The sequence below is a fragment of the Stenotrophomonas maltophilia genome (genome assembly GCF_001274595.1).
Taxonomy (GTDB): Bacteria; Pseudomonadota; Gammaproteobacteria; order Xanthomonadales; family Xanthomonadaceae; genus Stenotrophomonas; species Stenotrophomonas forensis.
This window is the reverse complement of sequence record NZ_CP011010.1, coordinates 2,979,749-3,005,793: the sequence shown is the minus strand read 5'-3', so window position 1 is coordinate 3,005,793 and position 26,045 is coordinate 2,979,749. Positions and strand designations below refer to the sequence as shown.

The following is a 26,045-nucleotide window of genomic DNA, read 5'->3' as shown; positions in this document are numbered from 1 at the left end:
GCGGTTCATGTGATCGCGCTCTGCGCCACGCGAACCATTAGTCCTCCGCTCATGAGGGAGGCAGCGAAGATTGGGGCACATCCCCGCAGGTCACCACGACAGGCTTCAACTCGCGGCCATCGGCGGATTGACGCAGGTGAAAGCAGGCTCTGAATACACGCAACTTTCCCGAAGTTCCATCGTCCAGGCTATCTGGCGTATACCCAGAGAGCACCACCTGGTAGTACGCGCCCACCTGCAGCGGCGGTGCAGGGGTGGGACCGGATCCATAGGGTATGCACTGGTCAGGTGGGAGCGAAGGTTCGGGAATGTGCTCGTCCATGAAGACCCGTTCCCACGTTGGGTAGAGTCCTTGCCCAGCAGCGCTCACTGCGATGGAGTCGATATCAGGCGGCTCGGATCGATTCCCGCGCGTGTCAGGAACACCAAAGCAAAGCCTGCCGTCAGACGTGCTGATCGTGGCCTTCTGGTAGCGCCCTGGCGGCGCTGAGCAGCTGGCCACGAGAGGTATCAGGATTGCCAAAAGGAACCATGCTTGTCTGATCATCGTGTGGTCCTCGGGAGGTTGCGCTTGTCGGAAGTTGACGCGAGGAATAGTGAGAGGACGCGTTTCAACTGGGCATGGATGCCGAATGTGGTTCGATACCTTGTGTTGCTCATCTTGCTTTGTGAATCACGGAAGGCAACGAGAAAGTAGTCAGCGAGGATGTCGCCTTGCGCCTCCATGTTGTAGTCGTGGAGCAGGCGCACGTCATCGAGGACATAGTCGTAGCTCATGTTCGGTCGCGGTCCACGCACCAGCCTCACGTTGTAGCCGAGCTGATGCTGCCAGACATGGGTCATTTCGTGGATGAAAAGCTGCTGGTTGCGAAGATCGCCAGAAGAGTAATCATGAATGTACAGGTCTTTCGGGAAGTAGATCTCGCCATTTGGCGCAACCACCGTGTCCTCAGGTTGCATCCCAAACAACATCCAGTAGCCATGGTTGTGAATCCTCACCAGGCTGTAGTCAATCGCATCGCCGAACACCAGCTGTGCCATCTCGATCTCGCCTTGTGTCAAGCCGCGTTCATGGCTTGGTACCTGCACCGGTACGATCGACGTTCCCATGGTGTCAGAGGTGGTAATCACACCATCGACATCAAAAACCGCTGCATCATCGATCCCGGCCAACAAGGTGCGTTCGCAACAACCACTCGTGGCGCTGGGTGGGCGCAACTCCGCGCGCACCACCGCCACGCTCTCGCGGGTCGAAACACGTGACGTCTCGCCCAGTGCGTTGGTCATGCCGGAGAAGGTCTGGCCGTTCGCCAGATGGAGCGTGTAGGGAAGTTCCCGCAACGGCATGCCCTGTGAGCCGGTGAAACGGATAGCCTGGTCGAACTGAAGGCGGCGGCCGCTGGCCAGCGGCGTTTCAGCACGCTGCGTACCGGCCATGTTGGGACTGGCAGTCCCGCCTGTGGTGGCAGTATTGGATACGTACACCCTGAGTTGTTGGCTTGACATCACCCTGCAGCCACACGCGAGCGCGCATCCGTCCAGCGCAACGGGCTGGCCATCGATGATGATCGTGCTGTCACCCTGGACAATCGCAAACACCCCTTTGTGCATGTGCGGGCACGTCGCCTTGTCGCCCACGCGGGCAACGCCCATGCCCTCGATGTCGGTTCGGTTCGACGCAGTGATTACACGCCCTCCGCTGGAGGTCGGGTCTCCCATCACAATCCAGTTCCGTGCCATGAATCGCTTCCATTGCTGATCGGCCGGCAGAATCCGATGCAGTTCGGCGTTGCTTCGAGTGGCTTTTGCGACAAGCACGCCGAAGCCCAACTGCAATGGGCGACTGCGGGTTCATGGGAAGTGCGGGTTCGATCTCTGATGTCGGATCAGCAGAGTGTTCAAGGGTCGAACGCGACACCTGATCTGTTCCGATATGAGCGGCTTATGGGGGAAGGTGAATCAGCTGTGTCGCGTTCGGCTTGCCTGCATGCACAGCGCCAGCCCTCTGCAGGCAAACATTCCCGCCCCATCTGGTGCGTTTGATGGATAACTCGCCACGACATGACGCAAGTACCGCGACTGCACGTCGACGCGGCATTTCCCTACTTCTCATCCACGAACGAGTGCGCCAATCATCGCCGCGCCAAGGCACTCGCCCTGGCCGGGATTGGCGTCCCGAACTTACGTACCGCTACCGGTCGTGTTTGCAGCCTTCGCTGCAGACATGACAATGCACCGCCTGCCAGTTCATGGCGGACGGTGCGTGGGGATCCTTCGATCCGCCGGCTTCAGCGGTACGTATCCGGCACGCCAACCCGCACCGTCCGCCACCTTGCATCTGCAGGTGGCCACACCGTGAGGTTGTCGCCATGCCTGACCGTACTCCCGACGTTCCCCTCCTGCGCCAGTTGCTCGGCGCCGCCGCGCGTGATCTTCCCGCCGCCCTGGCCGAAACGCTCGAAGCGGCGCTCTGCGAATCCGCGGAGTCTGTCCTGCCGTCTGCGTTCTTCGCGCACCTGCAAGGCCACGGCGAGAACCTGCGTGCCGATGGCCAGCCCTGGACCGAAACCCGGCTGAGCCCCGGCCGCGCCTTCGATCTGGCCCTGGCCACCCGCAGTGCCTCGGGCATCACCGCGCTGACCGCCATGCTGCACGCCGCGCATGTGGCGCGGGAGAGTGATGATCCCGCCTGTTGCCCGTCCGCAGCGCTGGTCGAAGGCCTGTTCAACGCCTGCCAGGTGCTGTCGCTGCAGGTGGAGCGCTGCCTGGTTCCGTGATGGCGCAGGCTGCGCGGGGCTGTGCTGCAACCTCACGCGGTCTTTGCAACTCGGCGGGCAGGCATTGCTAAGTTCGCTTGGCATCCATCACAGGAACCTGCAATGACCCGGACGTCCACGCGTGTACTGCTCGGCCTCTGCCTGATTCCGGCCGCAGCCTTTGCCCAATCCGACCGCCAGGTAGCCGAAGACATGGCTACCCGCGCGGCCAATGTCTGCCCCGGCCACAGCAGCGAGCGCACCACGCCGACAGTGAAGAAGGTGCCGGTCGGTGCGCTGCGCGTCATGCTCGACCGTGGGCTGGTGATGTGCCCGGACCGCCGGCTGGATGCTTCTGCGCCCGCGGTGTTCTACGGCCGCGTGGGCGTGTTCGGCTGGAATCCGGAGGTGCCGGCCGCTGCGGCGGTGGTCGTGGCGAAGATCGACCAGATGACCCGCAAGGATGAGTACCCGGTGGACACGCTGGTGTGGGATGCCAAGGGCACCGCGCTCACCCAGCAGACGGTGCCGGCGTTCGAGCCGCGGCCGGGTGCGGCGGTGCTGTACAAGGTGCGCTGACTGCCGCGCGGCCCGGGTGGATGTCCACCTGGGCGGTGCGTCGTTGCACCGCTGCGGTAGATGCCCACCTTGGTGGGCGCTCTGATGTTTGCATGCCCATCGGCAGCGCTGTGCCCACCAAGGTGGGCATCTACCAGTGCATCGCCATGCTGCGGGTACACGCCGGTACCAAGGCGCTACTTCGCCGGGGCGTCTGCCGTCTGCGCGGCCACCATGGCCTGCTGCATTTCCTTCAGCGACAGATAACCATCGCCATCAGTATCCAGCCCCGCGAAATACTTCTCGATTTCCGGCACCACGGCGGCTTCCTTCCTGCTGATCTTTCCGTCTTTGTCGGCATCCATTTCCTTGAACGCGGCGTCGATGGAGTCGGCCTGCTTGCCGAAGCGTGCCTGCTGGTACTTCGCGTACTCGGCCTTGTCGATGCGGCCATCGCCGTTGCTGTCCATGACGGCGAAGCTGGAATCGATATAGGCCTGCTTCGGGTCGCCGCTGGCGGCGTGGCCGATCAGCGGTGCGGCACACAGGGTGATGATGAGTAGCGTCTTGTTCATGCGGTCGGTTCCTTCGGAATGCAGGGCAGGTCAGCGGCAGGGATAGGTGTAGCCATCCGAGCCACGGTAGGTGTCGTTGCGGCGGTCGTAGTTGCCGTAGCGGTTCATGCAGTAGTCGGCACGTTCGCGGGTCTCGCGCTCGCGCTTGGCTGCCGCAGCGATTACGCCGGCAACTACCGCCGCACCCACAACGCCCACCACCACGCGCTTGGCCTTGTCGTCATCGCGCCGTTCGCGCTCCCGTTCGCGCTCGCGGCGCTCCCATTCGTCGCGCTGGCGGTCGTGATAGCCCCGGTCCCAGCCGGAGCGGTAGCCATCGCGGTCCTGTGCATGGGCGTCACCCGCGTAAGGCAGCAGCACCAGCAGCTGCAGTGCCGCGCCCAGCAGCAACGCTGTACGTCCTGTCTTCTGAAACATCGTTCCGCTCCTGTGCGGCTGTGTCGGTGGTGCCAGTACAGCGCGCGGACATTGCGCGAACCTGTAGTCGTTCTTGTGGAATGCGCGTTGTTCAGCGCACCAGCGCCTCCACCGGGTCCAGCTGCGCCGCGCGGCGTGCCGGCAGGAAGCCGAAACCAATGCCGATCAGGCTGCTGCAGGCAAACGCGGCCAGGATCGAGGTGCTCGAGAACACCAGCGAGAAACCGATGTTGGCCAGTGCCAGCACGGCCCCCAGCGCCAGCGCCACGCTGATACCCAGCACGCCACCGAGCAGGCAGACCAGCACCGACTCGATCAGGAACTGCTGCAGGATGTCGCTGCGGCGCGCGCCTACCGCCATGCGCACGCCGATCTCGCGGGTGCGTTCGGTCACCGACACCAGCATGATGTTCATCACCCCGATACCGCCCACCACCAACGCGATGGCGGCAATGGAGCTGATCATCAGCGTGAGGATGCGGGTGGTCTGCTCGATCGACGTGCGGATCTGCGCGTTGTTGCTCATGTAGAAATCGCGCCGCCCATGCCGGCGCTCCAGCAGCCGGCCGATGGCGGCCTCCGCCGCCTGCATGCCCACGGTGTCGGACACGCGCACGGTGATGCTGGACACATGGCTCTGCCCCAGCATGCGCGCCATGGCGGTGGTGTAGGGCACCCAGACCTGCAGTAGCGAGGCATCGCCAACGGCGCCGGCCTCCTTCTTCACCACGCCCACCACCCGCACCGGTACGTTGCCGAGCAGCAGGGTCTGGTCGATCGGATCTTCCTGTGCGGCAAAGAACCGTGCACGCGTGTTGGCATCGATCACCACCACCTGCTGGTAGCCGGCGACGGCGGGCTGGCCAAAGAAGCTGCCTTGCCCGAGCTTCAGGCCGTGCACGCGGAAATACTGCTCACTCACGCCTTGCATCTGGACGTTGGCCGAGCGGTTGCCACGTTGTGCGGTGCCACTGCTGGCGACGCCGGGCGTGGCGCTGTCCACGAACGGCTGGCCGGCCAGTGCCGTGCTGTCGCCGGGCGTCAGGGTTTCCACCTGTGCGGCGTGCACATCGCCGAAGCCGGAGCCCGGGTAGACCTCGATGGTGGTGGTGCCCAGCGAGGCGATGTTGGACAGGATGGCCTGGCGTGCGCCGGTGCCCAGGGCGACCACCGATACCACCGAGGCGATGCCGATGATGATGCCGAGCATGGTCAGGAAGGTACGCATGCGGTGCGCGTTCATCGCGCGCAGGGCCATGCGGAAGGCTTCGCTGAAGCGGTCGCGCAGGGCTTGCCAGCCGCTACCTTCGCTGCGCACCTGCAGGGTGGCTGGGTTGCTCGAGGCCGCTGTTGTCGCGGCGGCGGTAGGTCGATCATCGACGATGCGCCCGTCGCGGATCTCGATGATGCGCTGCGCATGCTCGGCCACGGCCATGTCATGGGTGACCAGCACCACGGTGTGGCCTTCGGCATGCAGTTCGCCGAGGATTTTCATCACCTCCTTGCCGGACTGAGTGTCCAGTGCGCCGGTCGGCTCATCGGCGAAGATCACCGCGCCGCCGTTCATCAGTGCACGCGCGATGGACACGCGCTGCTGCTGCCCGCCGGACAGCTCGCCAGGCAGGTGCCGCATGCGTTCGCCCAGGCCCAGCCGCTGCAACAGCGCCTGCGCGCGGGCATGGCGGTCGGCGCTGGGTTGGCCGGCATAGATGGCCGGCACTTCCACGTTGCCCAGCGCGGTCAGGTCGGTCAGCAGGTGGTAGCGCTGGAAGATGAAGCCGAAGTGCTCGCGGCGTAGCTCGGCCAGTTCGTCCGGCGACATCTGCGCAGTCTCGCGACCGGCAATCTGATACGCGCCGGCCGAGGGCCGGTCCAGGCAGCCCAGGATGTTCATCAGGGTGGATTTGCCCGAGCCGGACTGGCCGACGATGGCCACCAGTTCACCCGCGCGGATGTCCAGGTCGATGCCATCGAGCACGATCAGGGTCTGTTCGCCAGCGGCGAATTCACGGCGGATGCCGCGCACGCGCAGCAGCGGTGTGTCCTTCTCTGCGCCGGTCATGGCTGTGCGGCGGCGGTGGCGGTGGCATCGCCGGCCTGGGCCAGGACCACCTGCTCGCCTTCCTGCAGGCCACTGCGCACTTCCACGTTGATCTGGTCGTCCAGTCCGGTGGTGATGCGTCGCGGGGCAGGGTGGCCATCCGCGCCGCGTACCTGCACGTTGTAACTGCCATCGGTGGCGCGCGCACCCAGCGCGGCCGAGGGAATGGTCAGCACGCCCTTGGCACGCCCCAGCACGATGCGCACCTGCGCGGTCATGTAGCTGCGCAGGCGGCCATCGGCGTTGTCCACATCGAACTGGCCGTTGTAGTACATGGCGGTGCGGCTGGCGCCCGCCGAAGCCCCTGCTTGAGCGAAGCCGGAGGTGTCTTCGTTGGTGATCGACTCCGGTGCCGGCGCGATGTCGCGCAGCGTGCTGCTGTAGCGTCGGCCGCTGTCGCCCAGGATGGTGAAGAACGCCTCCTGTCCCAATGCGGTGTGCACCACGTCGGCCTCGGAGATCTCGGCGTAGACGGTCATCACGTCCTGGTTGCCGAGCATCACGATGGTCGGTGCGCTCTGTACCGCATTGACGGTCTGGCCCTGCCGCGCGACCACGGCCAGCACGGTGCCATCGGTGGGCGCGGTGATGCGCGTGTAGCCCAGGTTCGTCTGCGCCACATCCACATCGGTCTGCCGCTGCACCACTTCGCCATCGAGTGCGGCGATCTGCTCCCGCGTGGCATTGACCTTGGCCTTTGCCGCATCGTAGTCGGCGCGTGCGACCAGTTGCCTTGAAACCAGTGCCTGCTGGCGTTGAAGGGTCAGCTGGTACTGGCGCAGATCGGTGGCCAGGGCATCACGGTTCGCGCGGGCGCTGCGCTGGGCGGCCTGCGCGCTCTGCAGCGCATTGCGCTGGGTGCGCGAGTCGATTTCGGCGATGAGGTCACCGGCCTTTACCTTGTCGCCCAGCTTTACATGCAGGGTTTCGATGCGGCCGGAGACCTGCGCGCCCACGCTCACCAGCCGCGAGGGCTTCAGCGTGCCGGTGGCTTCGACCACCTGTTCGATGTTGCCGCGGGTGACCGGCGCTACCTGCAGGTGCGGCGGCGGTGCGGGCCGCAGCCAGGCGAACAGGAGCAGCGCGGTGCAGAGCAGTACGGCGGCAATGATGAGCACGTGGCGACGCTTGCGCGGTACGGCGCTCATCGGCTCAGCATCCAGAAAAGACAGGGCATCGTGGGTCCTCGCGACAGATGGGATGCACGCCGGCGGGCGTGGATGGTCGTCGAGTCTCGATGCGCTGGATTGCGTGAACCTTGCGGCGGTGCGGGCCTATCCGTGTACCGTACCGAGTGCGAGCAGGGCTACCGCAATGAACTGCAGCACGCTGCCGACAGCCAGCAGGACGTCGCGCAGGCGTTGCGATACGCGGCGCAGGCTGCAGAGCTGGCATATCGCGCCAGCCAGCAGCCAGGCTGACGTGATGACCGGCCTCTGACCTGTGGCACTGATCGCGAAGACCGGCAAGGTAACGGCCAGCATCATGCCGGCGGCACGCGCGTCCAGCGCCCGGAGGATCGAAGGAACAGGTCGGGATGCTGCCTCGCGCCACACTGCCAGCATGTGCAGCCCCGCATGCAAGGTGACGAACAGCACGATGGCGGCGGCTGTTCCCGGCGCGTGGCGGAATGTTGCAGCCACCAGTGACATGCCCGGCAGCAGCAGGAACAGTGCGCCGGCCAGGCGTATCAGGGCGTCCACCCGCTCCGGTTCGGCAGGTATCCGCAGCCAGTGCGGCCAGTGCTTGCCGCCACGGCTGCGCCACGTTCGCGCGCGATGATTCCACGCTGCCGCGGTCAGACTGGACGTACAGCCGGGGGGCGGAGTACGCGTGGTAGACGAAGAGGGATGCGCTCCCTGTGTCACATGCAGGCTTCCTGTCAGACCCGGACGCGGCATCATGAGCAATGCCACGCCTGCAGATGCTGTGCGGCGAACATTGCCGCAACCTTGCGCATCGGCTCCGGCCGCCAGGCGTGGACAGCGGGCAGTCAGCCCCGCAGGTACGCTGCGCTCAGCGCTCCGGTGGCGGCGCGCTGCTGACGCCCGGATGCAGCGGGAACTCGACGCGGATCAATGCGCCGCCGCCGGGTGCATCCAGAATCGTGACGCGGCCGCCATGCCGGTCGATCACCTGCCGCACCAGATTCAACCCCAGCCCGGCACCGGTCTGGCGCGGGCGCAGGCGCTGGAAGGGCTCGAACACGCGCTCGCGCTGGTCGACCGGAATGCCGGGGCCGTCGTCCTCCACTTCCAGGCAGCTGCCCTGCACGCGCACGATGATATGGCGCCCGCCATGCTCGGCTGCATTCAACACCAGATTGGAAAGCACGCGCTCTACCGCGCCGGCCTCGCCCAGCACCGGGAAGTTCGGTTCCACCGCGACGGCGACCGTCTTGTCGGACTGGATCAACAGCGGCGCCAGATCGGCCACGACCCGCTTGGCCACGCGGGCCAGGTTGAGCGAGTCCTTCGGTCCATCTTCTTCCATGCGGTGCAGGTCCAGAAGCTGTTCGGCCAGCGTCGCCAGCCGCGCGACTTCCACGGCCAGGCTGCGGGACGTGGCGTCGTCGGTGGCATCGATCTTGACCCGCAGGATCGCGATCGGCGTACGCAGCTCATGGGCGGCGGCGGCGATGAAGCGACGCTGCCGCTCGTGTCCCTCGTCCAGGCGGTCCAGCGCTTCGTTCACCGCCGTCACCAGTGGAGCGATCTCCACCGGTACGGCGGTCTCGGTCAGGCGGATGCCGCGACGGCTGGCGGAAATGTTGCGGGCCTCCTGCGCGATGCGTTCCACACCAGCCAGGGCGCGACGGACGATGATCGGGGTCAGGATGAGGGTGGCCAGGCCCAGCAGCAGGAAGATCGGCAGGGTGATGATGTGTGCGGCCAGCGCCATCTGCCAGGTCAGCGAATCGGTTTCGCCATGGGCCATGATGGTCAGCTTGCCGGCCGGGCCGCTGTGCTGGCGTATCGCCACCGCCAGACCATCGCTGCGGTCGCGTCCGCGCAGGTCGCCATAGGGAATGCCGTCCAGGGCGCCGACCAGCGAGGCATAGGCGGGTGGAACATGGCCGAAGGTCACATGGTGGCCATGCTCATCCTCGGCGATGAACCACGCGCCGGGAACGATCTTCAGCAGCTCGGCCAGCTCAGGCGTGTGCTCCACATATAGTTCGCCCGTGCTGTCGCGGTGAACGGCCTCTGCGGCCACCGGGGCAAAGGTCTGGATGGTGTAGTAGCCGCCGCTGTCGGCACGCACCAGCACCATCAGCAGCGCAAAGAACGCCACCAGCAACGCAAGCAGCTGGTAGATCAGCGTTTTGACGATCAGCGGGCGCTTCAGGGAGGGGCGTCGCGCCATTACTTCGTTTCCCGCATCAGATAGCCGACACCGCGGATGGCATGGATTTCCACCCCGGCATCGGCGTCGGCCAATTTGCGCCGCAGGCGCGAGACATGCGAGTCGAGCGTGTTGGAATGGATGCCGTCGTCGAAGCCATACACCGCCATTTCGATGGACTCGCGCAGCACGGTGCGGCCCAGCCGGCGGGCGAGGGCGGCCAGCACCCGGATCTCGCGGCGCGGAAGCTCCAGTCGCTGCCCACCTACCGTGGCCTCGCCCGAGGCGGGGTCGAACAGCAGCCGGCCGATACTCACCGGCTCTACCTGCATGCCGCCCGGCCGGCGCCCGGCTGCCCGGATCCGCGCGAACAGTTCCTCCAGCGCGAAGGGCTTGGCCAGGTAGTCGTCGGCCCCTTCATCCAGGCCGGCGATGCGGTCCGGCAACTGTCCCAGCGCACTGAGCACGATGATCGGTACCCCTGGGTTGTGCCCGCGCAGCACCGGAATCAGGCCCAGCCCGTCGCCATCGGGCAGGGTGCGGTCCAGCAGCACCAGATCGTGCGACCCGGAAAGTGCCGCTTCGCGGGCCAGTGCCAGCGTGTTGGCCAGGTCCACCACGTAGCGCTCGCGCTGCAGGGCGGACTTCAGCGTGGCAGCCAGTTCGGCTTCGTCTTCGATCAGCAGGATGTGCATCGGCGGGAATCGGGCGGGAAGGGGCGCAGGGGACTTCGGCAGGCGCCGGCACCGTATTACAGGAACATTGCGTGAACATGGCGTGCCAACGCAGGGCGAGCCCCGCAGCGGTGAGGCCCTCTGGCGCAAGGTTGGCGCAATCCGGGCACTCCAGCCTTGGCGCCCGTCTGCTGATCCCCAATCCTGGAGTGCCCATGAAGTTGTACGTTCCGCTGTTGTTCGTTGCCGCGCTGGGCGGCTGTACCACCGCCAGGATGACCGTCACCCCCGATGGCCGCCGTGGCGTGTCCATCGACTGCAGCGGCTCCAGTTCCTGGAGTGGCTGCTACGAGAAGGCCGGGCAGATGTGCCCGGGAGGCTATGTGGTCTTCAGCAAGGATGGCGATGAAGGAAATGCCATCGCGGTGGGCAACAGGAACGGCTTCACCTCCACCCAGATGGCCACCCGCTCGATGCTGGTGTCCTGCTCGCACTGACGCTGGCAGGGGAAGTGGGTCGCCACTTCCCCCGCTGCTCCCTGCAGCATGGCCTTAGAAGGTGTAGGCCGCCTGCACATACACCCGCCGCGGTTCACCCGGGAAGTGCCCGTTGCGCTCGATGAAGCCGCTGGCGGCGTACACCTTGTCGAACAGGTTCTTGACGTTGGCCTGGAACTGCCACTGCTTCCACGTGGTCTTCCAGCTCACATCGAACACGGTGTAGGCCTTCACCGTCTGCCCGTCCAGGCTGACACGTTCTCCGACATGATCCACGCCGAAGCCAATCGCTGAGTTGATCGAGGGCAGGTCATAGCGCGTCCACAGGCCCACTTTGTTGCGTGGTGCGTTGGCGAAGCGGTCGCCCGAGGCATTGGTGATGCCGCCTGGACCGGCATCCTTCACCCGCGCGTCGTTGTAGGCATAGGTCAGATTCAGCACCCAGCGCTCGGTGATGTCGGCCAGCAGGTCCAGTTCCATGCCGGTGCTGCGCACCAGGCCCAGTGCGGCCAGCTGGTTCACCCCGCCGATCACCTCGCCGGTTGCCTGCACGATGTTGCTGCGGTCGATGCGGTAGGCCGCCATGTTCAAGGTCACGCGGTCGGCCAGCAGGGATTTCAGGCCAACCTCCCACTGCCTGCTGCGCTCGGCATCGAACGGGCCGCCCGCTGCCGGGTTCTGGTTGGCCGCGCTCTGCGGCACGAAGCCACTGGCCACGTTGGCGTATACGTTCAGCCCCTCGCGCACGCTGAAGGTGCTGCCCAGCCGCCAGCTGAGGTCGTTGCCTTCCACGCCGCTGCCACCCAGGCGGTCCTCATCCTTGAAGCCATCCCAGCGCAGCCCGGCCAGCACGTGCCAGCGCGGGCCCAGCGCCAGCTCATCCTGCAGATAGCCGCCGTAGCGCTTGCTGCGCGTGGAGGTGCTGCGCCAGGGCAGGGCGGCCAGGTTGTAGTCATGCCAGGTGCTGGCGCCATAGACCGGGTTGAACAGATCGATGCCGCGCACCGGGCCGGCGCCGCGTGCCAGGTCGGCGCTGTTGGCGGTCTGCGCGGTGAAGTCGGCGTCGAGCTGGTACACATCGGCGCCGAACAACACCTTGTGTTCGATGAGCCCGGTGTTGATCCGCCAGACCGCATTCGCGCTGGCGGTGAACGCCTCGTTGTCGCGGATCTGGTTGCGCAGCTGGCGCGTCATCCACTCGGCCACGCCATCGCGGTCACGGTCGATCAGCCCCATCGGCTCGTGGTACATCTGGTGTTCGTTGTTACTGAACCAGCGTGCGGCAACGTCCACATCAAGGGTGTCGCGTGGTGCGAAGCGGTACTGCACCAATGCCACCTTGGCGCGCATGTCGAGGAAGTCGCTGGCCTCGTTGTGGTTCCAGCGGCGGTCGGTCAGGAAGGTCCCGGCATCGTTCACCGGCACACCGCGCAGGCGGTTGCCGCCCAGGTTCTGGGTGATGTCGGTGAACTGCAGCACCAGTTCGCCGGTCTGGCCGACATCAAAGGCCAGCGACGCATCGCCGATCACGCTTTCGCTGTCGGCGTTCCAGCGCACGCCCTGTTCGCTGTCGGCATACAGGCCTGCGCGATAGCGAACGCTGCCGGTGGCATTCAACGGCCCGGTGCCTTCGATCGAGCCCGCACGGAAATCCTTGTCGCCCACCTGCAGCTCGATGCGGCGCTCGGCACGAGCCTTCGGCTTGCGCGTCACATAGTTGATGACGCCGCCGGCATCGCCGCCGCCGTACAGCGCACCGGCAGGGCCCTTCAATACCTCCACGCGCTCGATGTTGAACAGCTGCGGTACCGAGAAACCTGCATAGGGATCGCCACGCAGGCCGTCGTACAGCACGTTCTCCTGGCGGAAACCGCGCAGGGTCACGCCGGCATAGCTGAAGAAGCTGATGCCGCTGATGCTGCGGTACAGGTCGGTCACCTGGCGCGCGGCCTGGTCGTCGATCAGCTCGCGCGGGATCACCTGGATCGACTGCGGGACCAGCTCCAGCGGGGTGTCGGTACGAGTACCAACGGCCGCATCGGTGGCGCGGTAGAGGGTCTGCGCACGGCCGCGGACTTCGACCTTGTCCAGGTCCCTGGGGGCGTCTGCCGGGGTCTCGGCGGCCAGTGCGAGGGAGGTCAGGGAAAGGCCCAGCGCAAGGCACAGGGCGCGCGGCAGAGGAGCGGAAAGGGGCATGGGGGCGAGGTGGGGGTGGCTGCAAATGAGAAAGATTAGCATTTGCAACACTTCGTGACCTATCCCCCGAATGCGCTATGGACGCAGGGCCGGGTCTGTATACGGGGTGCCTGCCAGGGCCACCAGCACCCCGGTGGCGCCACGCACGATCAGCTGCAGCATGGCCTCGCGCGGGTCTTCACCGTGCCGCTGGCTGGCCAGGCCCTTCTCGTAGGCCGCCACCATTGACGCCATCAGCATGCCCGCGCCCAGCCTCGCCTCGGCATCGTCGACGGGTCGGCCGGCAGCATCGGCCATCAGCTGCGCGAGGTCGTTTGTCAGTTGCGCCTGCAGCCTGCGCGCGTGCGCGACAAGCACGGGACTGTCGGCCACGGTCGCCCAGAACGCCGCTGCACCGGCGTTGATCCGCAGCAGCGGATGGCCGCTGTCCAGCAGTTGCCGTACCAGCGACTGGAAGGCGCCCAGCGGGGTCATGTCGTTGCGGGCCAGCATGCCGTCGCGCAGCAAAGCGCGCGCCTCCTCGTCGCGGTCGAAGACCAGGTCTTCCTTGCTGGCGAAGTAGTTGAAGACCGTCTTGCGCGAGACCCCGGCGGCCTCGGCGATCTCGGACATCGACACCGCCTCGAAGCCGCGCCGGATGATCAGCTCGGTGGCGACGTCTGAAATCGCTTGTCGGGTCTCGGCCTTGCGCTGCTCGCGGCGGCCCGGGGATGGGGTCATCGGAGGTTCACTTGTAGAAACGTACACCGAGTGTAACATTATGATCGCCAGAGCGCCGGCCCGGTGCTCACGAGGAAGTCCCAATGCTGTACGACGTCGTCATCGCCGGTGCGGGCCCGGTCGGCCTGTTCCTGTCCTGCGAACTGGCCCAGGCCGGCTGTTCGGTGCGGGTGCTGGAACAGGCCGAGTCCGCCGAATCCCCGCTGAAACGCTTGCCGCTGGGCCTGCGCGGCTTGAACGCCCCCACCCTGGAGGCGCTGGATCGGCGCGGCCTGCTGGACGCGGTTGCCGCGGCCCAGGTGCTGAAGCCGGACAAGGGCACCCCCCCGCCCGGCACGGCGCACTGGCTGGCGCAGCCGCGGCCGTTGGGGGGCCACTTCGCCGGCATTCCGTTCGCGCTGGACAACGTGGACAGCGGGCGCTGGAACTGGCGCGTGCCAACGCCGGTCGGCACGCAGATGGCGATCGAGCTGCAGGCGCTGGAAGCGGTATTGACCGAGCGCGCACTCGGGCTGGGCGTGCACATCGATCGCGGCTGCGCGGTACAGGCGGTGCAGGTGGAGGAGGCTCAGGTCGCTGTGCAGACGACCACACACGGCACCGTCCACGGCCGCTGGCTGGTTGGCTGCGATGGTGCCCGCAGCACCGTGCGCAAGCAATCGGGTTTCAGCTTCGAAGGAACCGATCCGGAGTTCACCGGCCACTCCCTGCTCATCGAACTGGAAGATCCTTCGATGCTCACGCCGGGTCGCCAGTACACAGCGCATGGGATGTGCAATTTCAATCCTCCGGGTGTGCTGGCACTGGCCGATTTCGACGGCGGCGCTGGCCATCGCACGGCGCTGGACCTGCCGTCGGCGCAAGCGCTGCTGCGGCGCGTGTCCGGTCGCAATGCAACGATCACCGCGCTGCACCTGGCCACCACCTGGACCGACGCCGCGCGCCAGGCCAGCGCCTACCGCAACGGTCGCGTGCTGCTGGCCGGTGATGCCGCACACATGCATTCACCGTTGGGTGGGCAGGGCTTGAACCTGGGCATCGGCGATGCAATGAACCTGGGCTGGAAGCTGGCGGCCGTGGTCCGTGGCGATGCCGGAGAGGCCTTGCTGGACAGCTATCAGGCCGAGCGGCATCCGATCGGCGCAAAGGTACTGGACTGGTCGCGTGCGCAGGTTGCGCTGATGCGGCCGGGCGCCGGTTCGCGCGCGCTGGCGGCCGTCATCGCCGATCTGGCCGACACCCGAGATGGCGCGACCTATCTGGCCGAGCGGGTCTGGGGCGTGGCGCAGCAGCTGGCGCTGGGCGATGGGCACCCGCTGGTCGGTCGCAGCGTGCCGGACTTCGTGCTGGCCGACGGCCGTCGCACCGGCGAGCTGCTGAGGGCCGGGCAGGGGGCGCTGCTCGTGTTCGATGTGGAATCGTTGCCGTGCAACATCATGGGCGATGCGCCATCGCACCCTGTCTGCATGGGATCGGTGCCGGATGAGGCGACGGGCCTGGGCGCGGTTCTGGTGCGCCCCGATGGCATCGTCGCCTGGGCCTGCGGTGCGGGCGCCGACCCGACCGGATTGGCTCACGCGCTGCAGCGCTGGTTCGGGACGACGGCCGTCCGCTGACCTGCACGATGGCGGCGCAGCCGATCCGGGCTGCGCCGGCTGCGCTTACAGATCCTTTTTCTTGCCGCTCAGGTCCAGCGGTTTGTCGCTGCCTTTGCGCTCGCTCGACCACACTTCCATGCCTTTGTTGCAGTGGCTCTCGCGGGCTGCCACGTCGCGCGGCAGATCCTTCAGATGCGGCGATTCCTGGCAGGCCGGGTGCATCGCGCTGTCGTCGTAGGTGGCACAGCCACCCAGCGGGACCAATACAAGGACGGTGAGTGAGGTGCGCAGCAGGGGCGGCAGGTTCATGCGGAAGTCTCGGGGTGGTGCCGGAGTGGCCCTGCCATTCCAGGCTGTGACCCCAGGCACAGGCAATCGGACTGATCGCACTTGTTATTCTGTAACAATCGCGCGATAGTCCGGCGCCCGATGCGGTCAGGCGATGCAGGCCATCAGTACCACGCACAGGGCCAGCATCAGCACGAACACGCGGCGGCTCAGCGCCAGACACGCCAGGTAGGCGGCCAGGGCCCAGGCGCCCAGCAGGGCGCAGGCCAGCATCCACACCCCGATCACCATCAGTGATCCACTCGCCAGCGCCGACAGCGCAACAGCCTTGAACGCCGCAACGCCCAGCACACTGCCGAGAATGCCTGCCTGCAGGGCGATGGCATCGTGACGTGCAGGGGCGGGCGCGTGAAGCATGGTGGCTGGATGGGTCCAAGCGTGAGCGGCGCACGTACTGTGCCCGACTGCATATCCACGCCATGTGTTCTTCGTGGGCCCAACGCGGCTCAGTCGAACTCGCCCTCGACCGATTCCAGTCGCTTCCGGTACGCCGCGCGATGCTGGTACAGGCGCTGGCATTCGCTCGACCGGTAGATGCGGCTTGCCGGTTCGTTGGCGACCGAATCGCACATCCGCGCAATGTGGTTGCTGGCCGCCAGTTCAGTGACGAAGAACACCGCCGTGATGCCGGTGCCCAGCAGCACCACATACAACAGGCGGCTGAGCCAGCGCGTGCGCTTGCGCTCGAAGTGCTGCTGGAGGGTCAGGTCGAAGCGGATGATGCTGAGCACGATCCAGATGATGGCGACCAGGAAGCACAGCGTGGGCAGCAGCCCGCGCCAGAGCCCGGCCTCGTACACCGATTCGCTGTAATGGACCGCGGCTCCGGCACCGGCGATGGCAATCGCCAGCGCCCAGTTGCGGCCGAGCGAGAGCAGGTCATCGAGCAGTTTTTCGCGGTTGCTGGTCGGTGCTGCTGCCACGTGGGTTCCTTGTGCCTGCTGTGATCGGGAGCGGATTGCCGCCGATCACGCAGATGGTGGAGCATCGCTGCCGCGATGAGAAGCCTGCCCGTTCAGCGGCTGCCTGCGCGCGCAGCGATCCAGCGCCTGTAGCGACGGGTCCGGCACCTGCCCGCTGCCTGCGCCAGCAGCAGCGCCCACAGCGGTGAGACGCCGGGCGCGGTGGGGCGGCACCGGCTCAGCCGACCCAGCTGGTACTTCACCGCCGCCATGTGTGCGCTGGCCGCCAGCGGCTTGCTGCGCCAATCAATGATGCGCAGCATCGGCCCCGCGTCGTGCCCCTGCTGCCAGTGTTTGGGCAGGTCCGGTTCGATCGCCAGCGCGGTGGCGATGCCCACCATCGCAACACCGCTCTCCAGCACCTGCTCAGCCACCGCGTGGCGGCGGATACCGCCGGTGACCATCAGCGGCATCGTCGCCACTGTGGCGATCTCGCGTGCGAACTCGAGGAAATAGGCTTCGCGTGCGAGGCTGCGTTCATCGCGCGCGGCGCCGGTCATGGCCGGTGCTTCGTAGCTGCCACCGGACAGTTCGACCAGATCCACACCCAGCGGGGCCAGCATCTCCACCACCGCGCGCGCGTCCTCCGGCGAGAAGCCGCCACGCTGGAAGTCGGCGGAATTGAGCTTCACCGCCACCGCGAACGTGGGCGACACCGCAGTGCGCACCCCTTGCACGATCTGAAGCAACAGGCGTGCTCGGTTCTGCAGGCTGCCACCCCAGCGATCATCGCGGTGGTTGGAGAGCGGCGACAGGAACTGGCTGAGCAGATAGCCGTGCGCGGCATGGATCTCCACCCCGCTGAAGCCAGCACGCTCGGCCAGCTCGGAACTGCGGATGAAGCGGGCGATCACCTCTTCGATGTCGGCCTCGGTCATCGCCCGCGGCGGTGCGAACTGGCTGGACAACGCCCCCATCTGCAGCGGCACCGCTGAAGGCGCCAACGTCGGTTGGCCGAGCGCTGCCGGCATCTGCCGCCCGGGATGGTTGATCTGCATCCACATCTGCACGCCGCGCGCGCGGGCCGTGTCCGCCCAGGCGATGAAGCGATCGAGGTGGCGGTCGTCTTCCAGCACCACGCCGCCCGGTCCGGTCATGGCACGGCCATCGACCATCACATTGCCGGTGATGATCAGCCCGGCACCGCCGTCGGCCCAGCGCTGGTAAAGCTGCAGCAGCGCGGGCGAGGGCGCGTGGTCGGCGTCGGCCATGTTTTCCTCCATCGCGGCCTTGGCGATGCGGTTGTGGATGACGGCGCCCGAAGGCAGGGCCAGCGGCGAGAACAGGGACATCGGACAGCTCCGGGACAGGGGAATGGCGCTACGCTAACCTTCAAGTTTGATTGAAGGTCAACCGGTTCCGATGTCGAGGATTCAGGCCCATGAAGATCGGTGAGCTGGCCCGCCGCACGGGCCTGGCCGCGTCGCGCATCCGCTTCTACGAGGATGCCGGGCTGCTGGTGGTGCAGCGCCAGGCCAACGGCTACCGCGACTACCCGGAGCAGGCGGTGCTGCTGCTGGAGCTGATCATCGGCGCGCAGCGCGCAGGCTTCAGCCTGGAAGAGATCCGCGCGCTGCTGCCGCCGGACATGGGCCAGTGGCAGCACGATGCGCTGATCACGATGCTGCGGCGGAAGGTGGCCGATATCGAGGCGCTGCAACTGCGCCTTGCGCAGAGCCGGGCGCACCTGCTGGCCTTGATCGAGGATATCCAGGCGCGGCCGGACGGCATTGATTGCGCGGCCAATTCACGGCGGGTACTGGACCGCGTACAGCGTGGCGAACTGGCACGGCCCACGCTGGCAGCCGGCGATGGTGCGTTGCTGCGACCGGGCCGCCGCCGCCGCACCGGCAGCGACTGACGACCCGGCGCGATGCTCAGTGGCTGCCGGCGACGGCGTGCTTGCGCTTCCTGTCCAGCATCACCGCCACACCCCACAGCAGCAGGCCGCCGAGGGCGGTGGCGGCGCCGACGTAGCCGGTGCTGGCCGGGCTGAAGCCGGCGCTGATCGCCATGCCGCCCAGCCAGGGGCCCAGCGCATTGGCGGTATTGAACGCGGCATGGTTGGAAGCGGCGGCAAGCGTCTGTGCTTCGCCGGCCACGTCCATCAGGCGGGTCTGCAGCACCGCCGCCAGCGCGCCCATGGTGCCGACAGTGATGATCATCGGGCCGATCGTCCACACCGACTGCGCCGCCAGCGGATACAGCAACAGCATCACGATCGACCACAGCAGCACCACGGCGGCGGCCTTGAAGTGGAACTTGTCCACCAGCCAGCCACCGGCGATGTTGCCGATGATCGCGCCGATGCCGAATACGCCCACCGCCAGCGGCATCCACGATTCGGCCACGCCGGTGACCTGCACCAGGGTCGGTGCCAGGTAGGTGAACACACAGAACATGCCGGCGAAACCGACCGCACCGATCGCCAGCGCCAGCCACACCTGGGTGGTGTTGAAGGCGCGCAGTTCGCGCATCGGCGAGGTACGCACCTCGTCCGGATCGGGCAGCAGGAAGCGCGCGATCATCACCACGGTGGCGATGGCCAGCAGGCTGACCAGGGCGAAGGCGGTGCGCCAGCTCAGCTGCTGGCCCAGCCAGGTGGTCAGTGGATTGCCGACCAGGATCGCGATCGACAGGCCGAGCAGCACGCGCGACATCGCCTGGCCACGCTGGCCGGCGGGGCTGATCGCCGCAGCCACCAGCATCGCCACGCCGAAGTAGGCGCCATGTGGCAGGCCGGCGACGAAACGCGCCAGCAGCATGGTGGCGTAGTTCGGCGCCAGCGCGCTGGCCAGGTTGCCGACGGCATAGAAGCCCATCAGCGCCAGCAGCAGCTTGCGGCGCGGGAAACTGGCGCCGACGAACGCCAGGATCGGCGCACCGACCACCACGCCGATGGCGTAGGCGCTGATCAGGTGACCGACCTGGGTTTCAGAGATCGACAGGCCCCGGCTGATCTCCAGCATCAGGCCCATGCTGGCGAACTCGCTGGTGCCGATGGCGAAGCCGCCCAATGACAGGGCGAGAATGATCAGGGTGCGCTGACGGGGCGTCAGCCGCGCAGCCAGGGAAGAGTTGGGGCTCATGCGGGGGCGCGATGGGGACGGGGAGCCGCCCATTGTACTGCTGCACCGCAGCAGTGATCAGTGCCCATGGCCAAGAATCAGCGTTTGACCGGTGGCACCCGGGCTGCATCGGGCGGTGGTCAGGGCTGCACGTACATGTCGCTCCAGATGACGAAGGTCTCCGGTGTCATCTGTGCCTCCACTTCGGCACGCACGACTTCGCATACGGTGAGCAGCGCCGCCTGGCGTGGGTACGGAGCGTCCTGGCCGCCGCCGGCGGTCACTTCAGGTTCGCTGGCCAGCGCTGCCAACGTGCGTGCTGCATCCATCAGCTGCAGCAGCCGTGTGGTTGCCGTAGCGGGTGTGGCGGTGGCCGCGCGTTGGCCGCCAAGGGCGACCAGCGCGGCGGCGTACTTGCTGCGCAGGCGGTCTGCCAGTGCCGGGGCGAGCTGCAGCAGCCGGCGCGGGTGGGCGTTGTCGGCGATGTCGGCCAACTTCACCTTCAGGGCAAGTGGATGCTGGCGGATGCGCGCGTAGTACTGATCGGCATCAGCGGCGGTGTGCCGGCTGAGCAGGCTCACGGTGTCACGGATCGGCGCCGGGAACGCCTGCACCTGCGCCGCGTACTGGGGGCAGTCCTCGACCACGTCGTGCAGCCAGGCAGCCGCCTTGGCCATGTCATCGTCATGGATCGCCGCCGCCACGCGCGCCACATGCTCGATATAGGGCTGGCCTGCCTTGTCCTGCTGCCCGGCATGGGCCTGGGTCGCCAGTGCGCGCGCCTGCGCGACCCAGTCCATCGTTGGCTGCTGCATCGTCGGCTCCTGCGGATGAAAGATAAATTATCGCCCAATCGCGGTAGTGCCGAGGTTGACCCGCCGCAGGCGGCTGGGTAACGTGCGCGTGCCTGCAGCACGCAGGCGCCTGCCGAGTGTAGTTTTTCATGTTGGAGATTGCCGTCATCGGATAACCCTTCCCGTGTGTCTGCCGGGAGTGGTTATCGAATGCGTGTTCCCCTGGCCGGGTGCCGTTGGCAGCCCGTGTCGTCCGCATTTCCGATTACGCAGGATCTCTTTTCCCATGAATATCTCCCGAGCGGAGCAGAGGACGTTGCACGTTCTCGCCCAGGGCGGCTGCATTGCCTTCAGCCGCGACGGCTCTGGCCGTGTCCGCAGCGTTGAATGCTTCAATCGTGAAGGCCTGTTGCTGAGCGATTGCACGCTGGCCGTCTTCAAAAAGCTGAAGAACAAGCGCCTGATCAGTTCGCATGACGGTCGTCCCTACCGCATCAACCGCGCCGGACTGGTTGCGGTGCGCCCGCAGCTGGACAATCGCTGATGCACGCCATGGCAATCCTTTTCCTTCACCGCGTACCCGCTGCCCGGGTGCGCCGCATCGATCGAGGTGCCCCTTGAACTACACCCTCCGCAATGAAGCCGCGGCCGACATCGCCGCCATCCATGCGCTGACAGCCGCAGCCTTCGCTACCGCCGAGCACAGCAGCCATACCGAACACTTCATCGTCGATGCACTGCGCGCGCGTGGCGAGCTGGCGGTCTCGCTGGTGGCCGAGGCCGATGGCGAGCGGGTTGGCCATGTCGCGGTTTCGCCGGTGGCGATCAGCGATGGCAGCAGCGGCTGGTTCGGCCTCGGTCCGATCTCGGTATTGCCCGGATGGCAAGGGCAGGGCATTGGTGCGGCGCTGATGCGTGCCGCGCTTGAAGCCCTGCGCCAGCAGGGAGCACGGGGCTGCGTGCTGCTGGGCGAACCGGGCTATTACGGACGCTTCGGTTTCCGCGCCGACCCAGGCCTGATACTGCCGGGCGTGCCCGCGGAGTACTTCCAGGCCCTCTGCCTGCGCCCACCGATGGCGCAGGGCGAGGTGCAGTACTCACCGGCATTCGAGGCCACCTCCTGAGCCGGGCCTGGCGCGCTCCTGCTCAGGGCGCGCGCCAGGCGGTCGGTTCGGGTTGCGGCCTGGGAATGCGGTAGCCGCCGATATGCTCGAGCAGTTCGTTGGTGCGGCGCTGCTCGACCAGCACCTCGCGCAACAGATTGCGCACGGCGAAGATGGCGAACGGCACCAGGATCCAGACCAGGCTGATGCCCAGCGCGAACAGGGTCATCAGGGCTTTTGCACCATCCATGCACGGCATTCCTCGATTCGAAGCGGCCACGCTAGCATGGGGCGGCTGCTGGAGAATGTCAGCCGTTGTGCCGCAGATGGATCAACGGATACGGGCGGCCCTGTGAATCCACAGGTGAGCGTCCGGTTTCGACAAAGCCCATGCGCAGGTAGAAACCCACGGCCTGCGCGTTCTGCGCGTTGACGTCGGTGCTCAGCTGCGGATGCAGGGCCAGTGCATGCTGCAGCAGCTGCCGGCCGATGCCGGTGCCACGCACGTCCGGGTCGATGAACAGTGCTTCCATGTGGCTGCCGTCGATCAGCATGAAACCCAGTGGGCGATCCTGAGCATCAGCGGCGACGGTCATCGGCGCCTGCGGCAGGAAACCGGCCACTTCTGCATCGATGGCCTGGCGATCTTCGGCGCTGAGGAAGTCGTGGGTGGCGTCGACGGCGCGACGCCACAGGTCGACGAGGGCGGCGCCGTCGTCGGCGCGCGAGGGGCGCAGGGTGGTCATGGGTCACCAAGGTGCTTCGGAAGAATGTGCAGTATGCAGATTCCGGGCGATGGCTGCAGGCGTGGATTCATTTCCCGTTGCGATGGCGGATGAAGGGGCTGAACGCGGTTGCGTCCGCACGAAGCACGACGCCCTCCTCGAAGTCCTCGCTGTTGTTGAACGGCACGCTCGGCCATTGTTGCCAGTGCGCCAGCCGTTCACGGTAGTTGCCGGTGGCGGCCTCCAGCGCGGCATTGTGTGCCTGCACACGTTCGGGCGGAAGCCCGGAACGCACACCATGCACCACGTGCGGCTCCATCACCTCGAAGCCGACGTAGCGCAGGCTGTACATCAACGGCCACAGCAGCAGCCGGGTGTCGCCCTCGCGGCCGTCCACCGCGCATGCCCGCGCCGATGAGCCGGTGGTGACGCTCAGCAACGCTCGCTTGCCGCGCATCATGCCGTGCTCGTGGCGCTGCCGGCTGTTGTAGATCGGTCCGTAGACCAGCACGCGATCCAGCCAGCCCTTCAGCATGGCCGGCGCCGCGAACCACCACAGCGGAAACTGCAGGATCAGCAGGTCGGTGGCCCGCAGCAGGCGCAGGTGGCGCTGCAACTCGGCCGGCAGCTGTCCCTGCTCGGCGCTGTGCCGCTGCTCGCGCTGCGCATCGAAGCGGCCGGGCCGCAGGCGCTGCGGATGGTGACGGGCCGCTTCCAGCGGGTCGAAGGCATCCGCGTACAGGTCGATCATGTCCACCTGCAGGCCTTCATGTTGCAGCTGCTCGGTTGCCTGGGCAGCCAGATGGGCATTGAACGAGCGCGGTTCGGGATGGGCCAGCAGGATCAGGGCATGCATGCGGAAAGGGCGTGATGGAGTGTGCGACCATCCTCGCGAGGCCGGCGCACCCCGGCAATTACGCACCTTGAGGTAACCATGGCCTTTCCCGGCGATGTCTATGCGGCGGACTGCTCGGCGCGCGATGCGTTGGCGCTGATCTCCGGCAAGTGGGTGATGCTGCTGTTGCCTGCCTTGGCACAGGGACCGATGCGCAATGGCGCGCTGCTGCGGAAGATCGAAGGCCTCTCGCAGAAAGTACTGACCCAGACCCTGCGGCAACTGGAGCGCAACGGCCTGGTTGAGCGCTGCGACCGGGGCAGCAAGCCGCTGCACGTGGAGTACCGGCTGACCGAGGTCGCGCGCAGCCTGGTCGACACGCTGGCTGCGCTGGACCGTTGGGCCGAGCACAACTTCCCCGCACTGGATGCGGCCCGCGATCGCTTCGACGCGCGTTAGCGACGCCTGCACGAGCCGGGGCGTACACTATCGCCCCGGCGGCCATCCTGGCCCAGCAACGACGCGAGAACCGCCATGACCGACACCCTGGGTGTACCGGTGCACGACGCCGATGAGCACTGGATGCGCCATGCACTGGCGCTGGCCGAACGCGCGCAGCGCGAGTTCGACGAGATTCCGGTCGGGGCGGTGCTGGTCGGCGCCGATGGCCAGCTGCTGGGCGAGGGCTGGAATCTCAACATCGCCTCGCACGATCCCAGCGCGCACGCCGAGATCGTGGCCATGCGGGCAGGGGGCAGGCTGCTGGCCAATCACCGGCTGCTTGGCAGCACCCTGTACGTGACCCTGGAGCCGTGTGCGATGTGCGCGATGGCGATCGTGCATGCGCGCGTCTCGCGCCTGGTCTACGGGGCCAGCGACCCCAAGACCGGGGCGTGTGGCAGCGTGTTCGATCTGCTCGGCGACGCCCGCCACAATCACCGCGTCGAGATCCACGGCGGCGTCCTGGCCAAGGAAGCCAGCACGCGCCTGACCAATTATTTCCGTGCCAAGCGGGGCAAGCCGCCGCTGCTGCTGGAAGGCCACGCCGACGAGGGCTGAACGGCGAACGGGTATGATGGGCGCCTCTTTCCCTATCCGGTAGGCCGCGCGCCTGCCCAGCAACGAGGCGACATAATGGCGGACAACGGCGCGGCCAACGAACGACTGATCTGGATCGACCTGGAAATGACCGGGCTGGATACCGACAACGATTCGATCATCGAGATTGCCACCGTGGTCACCGATGCCCAGCTCAACGTGCTGGCCGAAGGGCCGGAGTTCGCCATTCATCACCCGGTGGAAACACTGGAGGCGATGGATGAGTGGAACCGCAACCAGCACCGCCGTTCGGGCCTGTGGCAGCGTGTGGTGGACAGTACCACCACGCTTGGCCAGGCCGAGGCGCAGACGGTGAACTTCCTGGCGCAGTGGATTCCGGCCGGCCTGTCGCCGATGTGCGGCAACTCCATCTGCCAGGACCGCCGCTTCCTGCATCGCCAGATGCCGCGCCTGGAGAAGTACTTCCATTACCGCAACCTGGACGTGTCCACGGTGAAGGAGCTGGCCAAGCGCTGGGCGCCGACCGTGGCCGCCGGGGTCGGCAAGAACAGCAACCATACCGCGCTGAGCGATGTGCACGACTCGATCGCCGAGCTGCGCCACTACCGCCAGTTCATGGGCGCGCTGTCGGGCCTGCCGACTGCTTGAACGACGCCACCGGGCATGGCCCGGCGCTACCGGGTGACACGCGAACTGGTAGTGCCGGCCGCTGGCCGGCAATTCAGCGGCCTTCGTGACGTGTATCAGGTTGCCGGCCAGCGGCCGGCACTACCCTCCGTTCAACTCCCTGGCGCTAAGATCGGCGCCATGAACGAGCCCATCCTGCTCCCCCGCGACATCGCCCACGATGCCCGCGACTGGTCCGACCTGCAGCGGGCGGTAACCCTGCTGGAAGCGCCGACCCTGACCGCGCGCATGGCCAACCTGGTCGGCACGCCACTGGAATTCGCGGTGAAGGCGCTGCCCAAGGCGGTCTCCGGCCGTATCCATGGCGCGGTGCAGGCGGCGCTGTCGAAGTCGGCGCAGGCGGCGCTGTGGAGCATGGACAACAGCCCCGGCAAGGGCGCCTCCACGCGCTGGCACAAGCTGGCAGCGGCGACCTCGGGCGCGGTTGGCGGGGCCTTTGGCTTCGCTGCACTGTTCATCGAGCTGCCGGTGTCGACCACCATCATGATGCGCGCGGTGGCCGACGTGGCCCGCAGCGAGGGCTTTGACCTGTCCGAGTTCAGTACCCGCCAGGCCTGCCTGGAGGTGTTCGCGCTGGGCGGCAACTCGCCGCGCGATGACGCCAGCGAGACCGGCTACTACCTGGCCCGCGGCTTCACCACCGACGTGATGCGGCACCTGTCGGCCGAATTGGCCGGGCGCGTGGTGACGGGGCGCGACCTGACCCTGGGCGTGGCGCCGAAGGAAGCCGGCAAGCTGCTGGCGAAGATGGTGGAGAAGGTGGCCGCCCGTTTCGGCGTGGTGGTCACCGAAAAGTTCGCCGCACAGGCGGTGCCGATCGTGGGTGCGGCAGCCGGTGCAACGCTCAACACCATGTTCACCGATTACTACCAGGACATGGCGCGCGGCCATTTCATCGTGCGCCGGCTGGAACGCAAGTACGGCGAAGACGTGGTGCGCGCCTGCTACGACCGGGTGGCGCACGGTGGCGTGTTGATCGAGCCGACGCTGTAACCGGCTCGGTGGGCAGAGCCCTTTGCGTCGCAAA

General features: G+C 66.8%; 30 protein-coding genes. 11 read left to right on the top strand and 19 right to left on the bottom strand.

Features of this window, described 5'->3' with window-relative positions:
- Positions 1-543: 543 nt before the first annotated feature.
- Positions 544-1,836, bottom strand: coding sequence for a PAAR domain-containing protein (locus tag VN11_RS13870; protein WP_238581817.1), 1,293 nt, complete (start codon positions 1,834-1,836; stop codon positions 544-546).
- 533 nt (positions 1,837-2,369) lie between these two features.
- Between VN11_RS13870 and VN11_RS13865 the strand changes: the two genes are divergently transcribed.
- Together VN11_RS13865 and VN11_RS22550 are read left to right on the top strand one after the other, a co-directional pair.
- The gene (locus VN11_RS13865; RefSeq protein ID WP_053450168.1) at positions 2,370-2,777 is read left to right on the top strand and encodes a hypothetical protein; all 408 of its coding nucleotides are present in this window, start codon (positions 2,370-2,372) and stop codon (positions 2,775-2,777) included.
- Between the two features lie 102 nt (positions 2,778-2,879).
- Entirely contained in the window at positions 2,880-3,335 is a 456-nt protein-coding gene (locus VN11_RS22550; protein WP_053450167.1) for a hypothetical protein, read from the top strand.
- A gap of 176 nt (positions 3,336-3,511) precedes the next feature.
- On the opposite strand, the gene VN11_RS13855 is transcribed toward VN11_RS22550, so the two are convergent.
- The 7 genes from VN11_RS13855 to VN11_RS13825 all read right to left on the bottom strand — a co-directional run bounded on the left by VN11_RS13855 (position 3,512) and on the right by VN11_RS13825 (position 10,447).
- Positions 3,512-3,889 (bottom strand): EF-hand domain-containing protein, encoded by a 378-nt coding sequence (locus VN11_RS13855; protein WP_053450166.1) that lies wholly within the window; start codon positions 3,887-3,889, stop codon positions 3,512-3,514.
- 30 nt (positions 3,890-3,919) lie between these two features.
- Positions 3,920-4,306: a hypothetical protein gene (locus VN11_RS13850; protein ID WP_053450165.1), complete on the bottom strand. Its 387-nt coding sequence runs from the start codon at positions 4,304-4,306 to the stop codon at positions 3,920-3,922.
- 91 nt (positions 4,307-4,397) lie between these two features.
- Positions 4,398-6,368, bottom strand: a complete 1,971-nt coding sequence (locus tag VN11_RS13845) for a MacB family efflux pump subunit (protein WP_053450164.1) — start codon at positions 6,366-6,368, stop codon at positions 4,398-4,400.
- Entirely contained in the window at positions 6,365-7,555 is a 1,191-nt protein-coding gene (locus VN11_RS13840; protein WP_053450163.1) for an efflux RND transporter periplasmic adaptor subunit, read from the bottom strand. Before VN11_RS13840 ends, VN11_RS13845 begins: the two co-directional genes overlap by 4 nt.
- A 126-nt stretch (positions 7,556-7,681) precedes the next feature.
- Positions 7,682-8,323, bottom strand: coding sequence for a hypothetical protein (locus tag VN11_RS22740; protein ID WP_238581816.1), 642 nt, complete (start codon positions 8,321-8,323; stop codon positions 7,682-7,684).
- Between the two features lie 100 nt (positions 8,324-8,423).
- Positions 8,424-9,773 (bottom strand): sensor histidine kinase, encoded by a 1,350-nt coding sequence (locus tag VN11_RS13830; protein ID WP_053450162.1) that lies wholly within the window; start codon positions 9,771-9,773, stop codon positions 8,424-8,426.
- Positions 9,773-10,447, bottom strand: coding sequence for a response regulator transcription factor (locus tag VN11_RS13825; protein WP_049458664.1), 675 nt, complete (start codon positions 10,445-10,447; stop codon positions 9,773-9,775). Before VN11_RS13825 ends, VN11_RS13830 begins: the two co-directional genes overlap by 1 nt.
- 194 nt (positions 10,448-10,641) lie before the next feature.
- Between VN11_RS13825 and VN11_RS13820 the strand changes: the two genes are divergently transcribed.
- A complete protein-coding gene (locus tag VN11_RS13820; protein ID WP_053450161.1) occupies positions 10,642-10,923 on the top strand; it encodes a hypothetical protein in 282 nt (93 codons plus the stop codon).
- 54 nt (positions 10,924-10,977) lie between these two features.
- On the opposite strand, the gene VN11_RS13815 is transcribed toward VN11_RS13820, so the two are convergent.
- Both VN11_RS13815 and VN11_RS13810 read right to left on the bottom strand, forming a co-directional pair.
- Positions 10,978-13,119: a TonB-dependent siderophore receptor gene (locus tag VN11_RS13815; protein ID WP_053450160.1), complete on the bottom strand. Its 2,142-nt coding sequence runs from the start codon at positions 13,117-13,119 to the stop codon at positions 10,978-10,980.
- A 75-nt stretch (positions 13,120-13,194) separates the two neighbouring features.
- Positions 13,195-13,839 carry a TetR/AcrR family transcriptional regulator gene (locus VN11_RS13810; protein WP_053450159.1) on the bottom strand — a complete coding sequence of 215 codons (645 nt, stop codon included), beginning with the start codon at positions 13,837-13,839 and terminating at the stop codon, positions 13,195-13,197.
- Between the two features lie 83 nt (positions 13,840-13,922).
- On the opposite strand from VN11_RS13810, the gene VN11_RS13805 reads away from it, so the two are divergent.
- Positions 13,923-15,455: an FAD-dependent monooxygenase gene (locus tag VN11_RS13805; RefSeq protein WP_053450158.1), complete on the top strand. Its 1,533-nt coding sequence runs from the start codon at positions 13,923-13,925 to the stop codon at positions 15,453-15,455.
- 45 nt (positions 15,456-15,500) lie between these two features.
- On the opposite strand, the gene VN11_RS13800 is transcribed toward VN11_RS13805, so the two are convergent.
- The 4 genes from VN11_RS13800 to VN11_RS13785 all read right to left on the bottom strand — a co-directional run bounded on the left by VN11_RS13800 (position 15,501) and on the right by VN11_RS13785 (position 18,039).
- Positions 15,501-15,746, bottom strand: a complete 246-nt coding sequence (locus tag VN11_RS13800; protein WP_053450157.1) for a hypothetical protein — start codon at positions 15,744-15,746, stop codon at positions 15,501-15,503.
- A gap of 126 nt (positions 15,747-15,872) precedes the next feature.
- Positions 15,873-16,142, bottom strand: a complete 270-nt coding sequence (locus tag VN11_RS13795) for a hypothetical protein (protein WP_053450156.1) — start codon at positions 16,140-16,142, stop codon at positions 15,873-15,875.
- An 89-nt stretch (positions 16,143-16,231) separates the two neighbouring features.
- Positions 16,232-16,708, bottom strand: a complete 477-nt coding sequence (locus VN11_RS13790) for a hypothetical protein (RefSeq protein WP_053450155.1) — start codon at positions 16,706-16,708, stop codon at positions 16,232-16,234.
- Positions 16,709-16,800: 92 nt separating this feature from the next.
- Positions 16,801-18,039 carry an NADH:flavin oxidoreductase/NADH oxidase family protein gene (locus tag VN11_RS13785; RefSeq protein ID WP_053450154.1) on the bottom strand — a complete coding sequence of 413 codons (1,239 nt, stop codon included), beginning with the start codon at positions 18,037-18,039 and terminating at the stop codon, positions 16,801-16,803.
- Positions 18,040-18,128: 89 nt separating this feature from the next.
- On the opposite strand from VN11_RS13785, the gene VN11_RS13780 reads away from it, so the two are divergent.
- Entirely contained in the window at positions 18,129-18,608 is a 480-nt protein-coding gene (locus VN11_RS13780) for a MerR family transcriptional regulator (protein WP_053450153.1), read from the top strand.
- Between the two features lie 16 nt (positions 18,609-18,624).
- On the opposite strand, the gene VN11_RS13775 is transcribed toward VN11_RS13780, so the two are convergent.
- The gene (locus VN11_RS13775; RefSeq protein WP_053450152.1) at positions 18,625-19,836 is read right to left on the bottom strand and encodes an MFS transporter; all 1,212 of its coding nucleotides are present in this window, start codon (positions 19,834-19,836) and stop codon (positions 18,625-18,627) included.
- 119 nt (positions 19,837-19,955) lie between these two features.
- Complete coding sequence (locus VN11_RS21885) at positions 19,956-20,630, bottom strand: HD domain-containing protein (protein ID WP_238581815.1); 675 nt, start codon at positions 20,628-20,630, stop codon at positions 19,956-19,958.
- A gap of 265 nt (positions 20,631-20,895) precedes the next feature.
- On the opposite strand from VN11_RS21885, the gene VN11_RS13765 reads away from it, so the two are divergent.
- On the top strand, positions 20,896-21,153 hold the full coding sequence (locus tag VN11_RS13765) for a YjhX family toxin (protein WP_040007459.1): 258 nt from the start codon (positions 20,896-20,898) through the stop codon (positions 21,151-21,153).
- 73 nt (positions 21,154-21,226) lie between these two features.
- Positions 21,227-21,733 carry a GNAT family N-acetyltransferase gene (locus tag VN11_RS13760; protein ID WP_053450151.1) on the top strand — a complete coding sequence of 169 codons (507 nt, stop codon included), beginning with the start codon at positions 21,227-21,229 and terminating at the stop codon, positions 21,731-21,733.
- A gap of 22 nt (positions 21,734-21,755) precedes the next feature.
- Here VN11_RS13760 and VN11_RS13755 read toward each other — a convergent pair whose 3' ends face one another.
- The 3 genes from VN11_RS13755 to VN11_RS13745 form a co-directional block, all read right to left on the bottom strand.
- Complete coding sequence (locus tag VN11_RS13755) at positions 21,756-21,962, bottom strand: hypothetical protein (protein ID WP_053450150.1); 207 nt, start codon at positions 21,960-21,962, stop codon at positions 21,756-21,758.
- A gap of 58 nt (positions 21,963-22,020) precedes the next feature.
- On the bottom strand, positions 22,021-22,458 hold the full coding sequence (locus tag VN11_RS13750) for an acetyltransferase (RefSeq protein ID WP_053450149.1): 438 nt from the start codon (positions 22,456-22,458) through the stop codon (positions 22,021-22,023).
- A 67-nt stretch (positions 22,459-22,525) separates the two neighbouring features.
- Positions 22,526-23,293, bottom strand: a complete 768-nt coding sequence (locus VN11_RS13745) for an NAD(P)H-dependent oxidoreductase (RefSeq protein WP_053450148.1) — start codon at positions 23,291-23,293, stop codon at positions 22,526-22,528.
- A gap of 78 nt (positions 23,294-23,371) precedes the next feature.
- Between VN11_RS13745 and VN11_RS13740 the strand changes: the two genes are divergently transcribed.
- From VN11_RS13740 to VN11_RS13725, 4 genes are all read left to right on the top strand, one after another.
- Complete coding sequence (locus VN11_RS13740) at positions 23,372-23,731, top strand: winged helix-turn-helix transcriptional regulator (protein ID WP_008265377.1); 360 nt, start codon at positions 23,372-23,374, stop codon at positions 23,729-23,731.
- 75 nt (positions 23,732-23,806) lie between these two features.
- The gene (gene tadA / locus VN11_RS13735) at positions 23,807-24,331 is read left to right on the top strand and encodes a tRNA adenosine(34) deaminase TadA (protein WP_053450147.1); all 525 of its coding nucleotides are present in this window, start codon (positions 23,807-23,809) and stop codon (positions 24,329-24,331) included.
- Between the two features lie 75 nt (positions 24,332-24,406).
- Positions 24,407-24,979, top strand: coding sequence for an oligoribonuclease (gene orn, locus VN11_RS13730; RefSeq protein ID WP_008268480.1), 573 nt, complete (start codon positions 24,407-24,409; stop codon positions 24,977-24,979).
- A 159-nt stretch (positions 24,980-25,138) separates the two neighbouring features.
- Positions 25,139-26,011, top strand: a complete 873-nt coding sequence (locus VN11_RS13725) for an EcsC family protein (RefSeq protein ID WP_053450146.1) — start codon at positions 25,139-25,141, stop codon at positions 26,009-26,011.
- Positions 26,012-26,045: the final 34 nt, after the last annotated feature.

Excerpts from the sequence above, each read along its gene's own strand:
- VN11_RS13840 (WP_053450163.1), bottom strand. The coding sequence starts at position 7,555 with ATGAGCGCCGTACCGCGCAAGCGTCGCCACGTGCTCATCATTGCCGCC.
- VN11_RS13830 (WP_053450162.1), bottom strand. The coding sequence starts at position 9,773 with ATGGCGCGACGCCCCTCCCTGAAGCGCCCGCTGATCGTCAAAACGCTG.
- VN11_RS13855 (WP_053450166.1), bottom strand. The coding sequence starts at position 3,889 with ATGAACAAGACGCTACTCATCATCACCCTGTGTGCCGCACCGCTGATC.
- VN11_RS13785 (WP_053450154.1), bottom strand. The coding sequence starts at position 18,039 with ATGTCCCTGTTCTCGCCGCTGGCCCTGCCTTCGGGCGCCGTCATCCAC.
- VN11_RS13755 (WP_053450150.1), bottom strand. The coding sequence starts at position 21,962 with ATGGATGGTGCAAAAGCCCTGATGACCCTGTTCGCGCTGGGCATCAGC.
- tadA (WP_053450147.1), top strand. The coding sequence starts at position 23,807 with ATGACCGACACCCTGGGTGTACCGGTGCACGACGCCGATGAGCACTGG.
- VN11_RS13740 (WP_008265377.1), top strand. The coding sequence starts at position 23,372 with ATGGCCTTTCCCGGCGATGTCTATGCGGCGGACTGCTCGGCGCGCGAT.
- VN11_RS13820 (WP_053450161.1), top strand. The coding sequence starts at position 10,642 with ATGAAGTTGTACGTTCCGCTGTTGTTCGTTGCCGCGCTGGGCGGCTGT.
- VN11_RS22550 (WP_053450167.1), top strand. The coding sequence starts at position 2,880 with ATGACCCGGACGTCCACGCGTGTACTGCTCGGCCTCTGCCTGATTCCG.
- VN11_RS13850 (WP_053450165.1), bottom strand. The coding sequence starts at position 4,306 with ATGTTTCAGAAGACAGGACGTACAGCGTTGCTGCTGGGCGCGGCACTG.
- VN11_RS13745 (WP_053450148.1), bottom strand. The coding sequence starts at position 23,293 with ATGCATGCCCTGATCCTGCTGGCCCATCCCGAACCGCGCTCGTTCAAT.
- VN11_RS13845 (WP_053450164.1), bottom strand. The coding sequence starts at position 6,368 with ATGACCGGCGCAGAGAAGGACACACCGCTGCTGCGCGTGCGCGGCATC.
- VN11_RS13765 (WP_040007459.1), top strand. The coding sequence starts at position 20,896 with ATGAATATCTCCCGAGCGGAGCAGAGGACGTTGCACGTTCTCGCCCAG.
- orn (WP_008268480.1), top strand. The coding sequence starts at position 24,407 with ATGGCGGACAACGGCGCGGCCAACGAACGACTGATCTGGATCGACCTG.
- VN11_RS13795 (WP_053450156.1), bottom strand. The coding sequence starts at position 16,142 with ATGCTTCACGCGCCCGCCCCTGCACGTCACGATGCCATCGCCCTGCAG.
- VN11_RS21885 (WP_238581815.1), bottom strand. The coding sequence starts at position 20,630 with ATGCAGCAGCCAACGATGGACTGGGTCGCGCAGGCGCGCGCACTGGCG.
- VN11_RS13750 (WP_053450149.1), bottom strand. The coding sequence starts at position 22,458 with ATGACCACCCTGCGCCCCTCGCGCGCCGACGACGGCGCCGCCCTCGTC.
- VN11_RS13825 (WP_049458664.1), bottom strand. The coding sequence starts at position 10,447 with ATGCACATCCTGCTGATCGAAGACGAAGCCGAACTGGCTGCCACGCTG.
- VN11_RS13775 (WP_053450152.1), bottom strand. The coding sequence starts at position 19,836 with ATGAGCCCCAACTCTTCCCTGGCTGCGCGGCTGACGCCCCGTCAGCGC.
- VN11_RS13780 (WP_053450153.1), top strand. The coding sequence starts at position 18,129 with ATGAAGATCGGTGAGCTGGCCCGCCGCACGGGCCTGGCCGCGTCGCGC.
- VN11_RS13815 (WP_053450160.1), bottom strand. The coding sequence starts at position 13,119 with ATGCCCCTTTCCGCTCCTCTGCCGCGCGCCCTGTGCCTTGCGCTGGGC.
- VN11_RS13865 (WP_053450168.1), top strand. The coding sequence starts at position 2,370 with ATGCCTGACCGTACTCCCGACGTTCCCCTCCTGCGCCAGTTGCTCGGC.
- VN11_RS13725 (WP_053450146.1), top strand. The coding sequence starts at position 25,139 with ATGAACGAGCCCATCCTGCTCCCCCGCGACATCGCCCACGATGCCCGC.
- VN11_RS13810 (WP_053450159.1), bottom strand. The coding sequence starts at position 13,839 with ATGACCCCATCCCCGGGCCGCCGCGAGCAGCGCAAGGCCGAGACCCGA.
- VN11_RS13800 (WP_053450157.1), bottom strand. The coding sequence starts at position 15,746 with ATGAACCTGCCGCCCCTGCTGCGCACCTCACTCACCGTCCTTGTATTG.
- VN11_RS13805 (WP_053450158.1), top strand. The coding sequence starts at position 13,923 with ATGCTGTACGACGTCGTCATCGCCGGTGCGGGCCCGGTCGGCCTGTTC.